The 3,760-nt window shown below is 65.8% G+C and carries 2 protein-coding genes; both read left to right on the top strand.

Going from position 1 to position 3,760, the window contains the following annotated elements; all coding sequences use genetic code 11:
* The first annotated feature begins 473 nt into the window (after window positions 1-473).
* Window positions 474-2,216, top strand: coding sequence for an aa3-type cytochrome oxidase subunit I (gene ctaD / locus QH276_RS30305; protein WP_280399082.1), 1,743 nt, complete (start codon window positions 474-476; stop codon window positions 2,214-2,216).
* Between the two features lie 197 nt (window positions 2,217-2,413).
* Entirely contained in the window at window positions 2,414-3,655 is a 1,242-nt protein-coding gene (gene serB / locus QH276_RS30300) for a phosphoserine phosphatase SerB (protein ID WP_280402681.1), read from the top strand.
* Window positions 3,656-3,760: the final 105 nt, after the last annotated feature.

The raw sequence follows: 3,760 nt of genomic DNA, 5'->3' as shown, positions 1-3,760 counted from the left end.
TCCGGGGGGGCGCCCGTCGGGGGGGTTTTGGTTTCTTTTTTGTTTGGGGGGCCGCCCGCGGGGGGGGCGCGGGGTTCGGGGCCCCCTTGGTCTCGTTCTTCACTCCGCCGCTCCTCCGCTTCGCTCCCCCGCTCTGTCGCTCCAGAACGAGACGGGCACCGAACCATTGGTGTGATCCACTGTCGCTCCAGTACGAGACGGGCACCGAACCGCTGGTGTGGTCCATTGCCGATCCAGTACGAGACGGGCACCGAACCGCTGGTGTGGCCCGTTGTCGATCCAGTACGAGAGGGTTCGGCGGGGTGTCGGTGAGGCGGTAGTACGACACAGAGTAGGACCCGTTCGGCTCGCTCTCCGGGGACGGTTTACGATTCGAGAAGCGCAAGCTAACCGTTGGCTGTCCCGTGCGAGCGGGGCAGCGGGCAAACAGTGGAGCCTGCGGAGCGACCTAAAGGCACCTTTCAGGAGGATCAGTGACTGCCGTAGAGCCCAAGCCAATCCCGCAGGGGGTGGAAGCGACTCGGCCATTTCCGGCGCGATTGGGGCCGAAGGGGTCGTTCATCTACAAGATGGTGACCACCACGGACCCCAAGGTCCTGGGCATCATGTACCTGACCACGTCGATCGCGTTCTTCGCCATCGGTGGCCTGATGGCTCTGATGATGCGTGGTGAACTCGCTCGCCCGGGTTTGCAGTTCCTCTCGCCCGAGCAGTTCAATCAGCTGTTCACCATGCACGGCACCATCATGCTGCTGTTCTACGCGACCCCGATCGTGTTCGGGTTCGCCAACGTCATCCTCCCGCTGCAGATCGGTGCCCCCGACGTCGCCTTCCCCCGGCTGAACGCGTTCAGCTACTGGCTGTACCTGTTCGGCGCGACCATGGCGACCGCCGGCTTCATCACCCCGGGCGGCGCCGCGGACTTCGGCTGGACGGCCTACGTGCCGCTCACCGATATCCTGCACTCGCCGGGTGTGGGCGCCGACCTGTGGATCATGGGCCTGGCCGTTTCCGGCCTGGGCACCATCCTCGGCGGTGTGAACATGCTGACGACCGTGGTCTGCCTGCGCGCTCCGGGTATGACCATGTTCCGGATGCCCATCTTCACCTGGAACATCGCCGTCACCAGCGTGCTCGTGCTGCTCGCCTTCCCGCTGCTGACCGCCGCGCTGATGGCCTTGGCCTACGACCGGCACCTGGGTGGTCACATCTACGATCCGGGCACCGGCGGCATCCTGCTGTACCAGCACCTGTTCTGGTTCTTCGGGCATCCCGAGGTGTACATCATCGCGCTGCCGTTCTTCGGTATCGTCTCCGAGGTCTTCCCGGTGTTCAGCCGGAAGCCGATCTTCGGGTACACCACGCTGGTCTACGCGACCCTCGGTATCGCGGCCCTGTCCATCGCCGTGTGGGCGCACCACATGTACGCCACCGGCGCGGTGCTGCTGCCGTACTTCTCGTTCATGACCTTCCTGATCGCGGTCCCGACCGGTGTGAAGTTCTTCAACTGGATCGGCACCATGTGGAAGGGGCAACTGACCTTCGAATCCCCGATGTTGTTCTCGGTGGGCTTCCTCGTGACATTCCTCTTCGGTGGTCTGTCCGGTGTCATCCTGGCCAGCCCGCCGCTGGACTTCCACGTCACCGATTCGTACTTCGTGGTCGCCCACTTCCACTACGTGCTCTTCGGCACCATCGTGTTCGCCACCTACGCCGGTATCTACTTCTGGTTCCCCAAGATGACCGGCCGCATGCTGGACGAACGGCTCGCCAAGTGGCACTTCTGGACCACGTTCCTCGGGTTCCACCTCACCTTCCTGGTGCAGCACTGGCTGGGCGCCGAGGGTATGCCCCGCCGCTACGCCGACTACCAGGCCGGTGACGGTTTCACCACGCTGAACACCATCTCCACGATCGGTGCGTTCGTGCTCGGCGCCTCGATGCTGCCGTTCTTCTGGAACGTCTTCAAGAGCTACCGCTACGGCGAGGTCGTCACGGTCGACGACCCCTGGGGCTACGGCAACTCGCTGGAATGGGCCACCACCTGCCCGCCGCCGCGGCACAACTTCTACGAACTGCCGCGGATCCGCTCCGAACGTCCCGCGTTCGAACTGCACTACCCGCATATGGTCGAGCGGATGCGCAAGGAAGCCCACGTCGGGTTCAACGGTGGATCCAAACACCACCCCGACGAGCCCGCGCTGGCCAAAAACTAGCCCCGTCGCATGACCGAGATGTGCACCTGCTGGGATACCAGCGGGTGCACATCTCGTTTGAGGCAGCCCCCGAACCCTGCGCCGCCGAAGGGGGCGCAAAAATAACAGCGCGAAGCGGAGGAAACAGCGGAGGGTGAACCTCGGGTTCGCCGATCTCGAGACTGATTACCCCGTACCTCCGGCGCCGGAGCGGCGCCATGGATACAGAGAGTGAGCTAGCCGTTTTGGCCGAGACGACCGTTCTGGTCACCGTGACCGGGCCCGACCGTCCGGGCGTGACGTCGGTGCTGCTGACCGCGATGTCGCGGCATCGGGTGAGCCTGCTCGATATCGAGCAGGTGGTGATCCGCGGCCGGCTCACCCTGGGCGTGCTGATCACCTGCCCCGCCGACCCCGAAGCTTTGCAGGACGAGCTGGAAGAAGCGATGAACACCGTCGGCATGCAGGTCGACGTGGATGTCGACGCCGATGCCGCGCGGGCGCCCGTATCGACCCACGCCGTGGTGGTGCTCGGCGCCCCGGTGACCGCGCGGGCGTTCAGCGCCGTATCGCGGGAACTGGCGTCGCTCGGCGTGAACATCGACCTCATCCGCGGTATCGCCGACTACCCGGTCACCGGGATGGAACTCATGGTGACCGCGCCGGACCGGGCCGGTGACACCGATTCCCGGCTCCGCACGGCGCTGGCCGAGGTGGCGGTGACCGAACGGATCGATATCGCCGTGGAACGCGCGGGGCTGTCCCGGCGGGCGAAACGACTGATCGTCTTCGATGTGGACTCCACCTTGATCCAGGGTGAGGTCATCGAGATGCTGGCCGCCTACGCCGGCGTCGAGGAACAGGTCCGGGCCGTCACCGAAGCGGCGATGCGCGGCGAGATCGACTTCGCGGAATCGCTGCGCCAGCGGGTGGCGACCCTCGCGGGGCTGGACGAATCGGTGATCGCGGAGGTCGCCGCGACGATCGAACTCACCCCCGGCGCGCGCACCACGATCCGCACGCTGAAGCGGCTCGGGTTCCGCTGCGGGGTGGTCTCCGGCGGCTTCCGGCAGGTGATCGACCCGCTCGCCCGCGAACTCGACCTCGATTTCGTCCAGGCCAACGTGCTGGAGGTGACCGGGGGCAAACTCACCGGCCGGGTCACCGGTCAGATCGTGGACCGCGCCTACAAAGCGACCGCGCTGCGGGCCTTCGCGGCCGAATCCGGGATCCCGATGGAACAGACGGTCGCGGTGGGGGACGGGGCCAACGATATCGACATGCTGAACGCGGCGGGCCTGGGTGTGGCGTTCAATGCCAAACCCGCGCTCCGGGAGGTCGCCGATACGGCGCTGTCGCATCCCTATCTGGATGCCGTCCTGTTCATCCTCGGGGTCACCCGGGACGAGGTCGAAGCCGCGGACGCCGAAGACGGTCTACTACGCCGGGTGCCGCTGTAATTTTTGCTGTGTTTATTTGCGCCGCCTACGGCGTCGCCGGGTTCGGCCCCTGAGGTCCCTGCGTTCAGACCGCGATACTCGCGGCTGCGCCGCATCGTCTCGCGG

It is taken from the genome of Nocardia carnea, assembly GCF_029869215.1.
Lineage (GTDB): Bacteria > Actinomycetota > Actinomycetes > Mycobacteriales > Mycobacteriaceae > Nocardia > Nocardia carnea_B.
This window is presented reverse-complemented; position numbering and strand designations above follow the sequence as displayed.

Coding starts and splice junctions, on each gene's coding strand:
- serB (WP_280402681.1), top strand. CDS start 2,414: ATGGATACAGAGAGTGAGCTAGCCGTTTTGGCCGAGACGACCGTTCTG.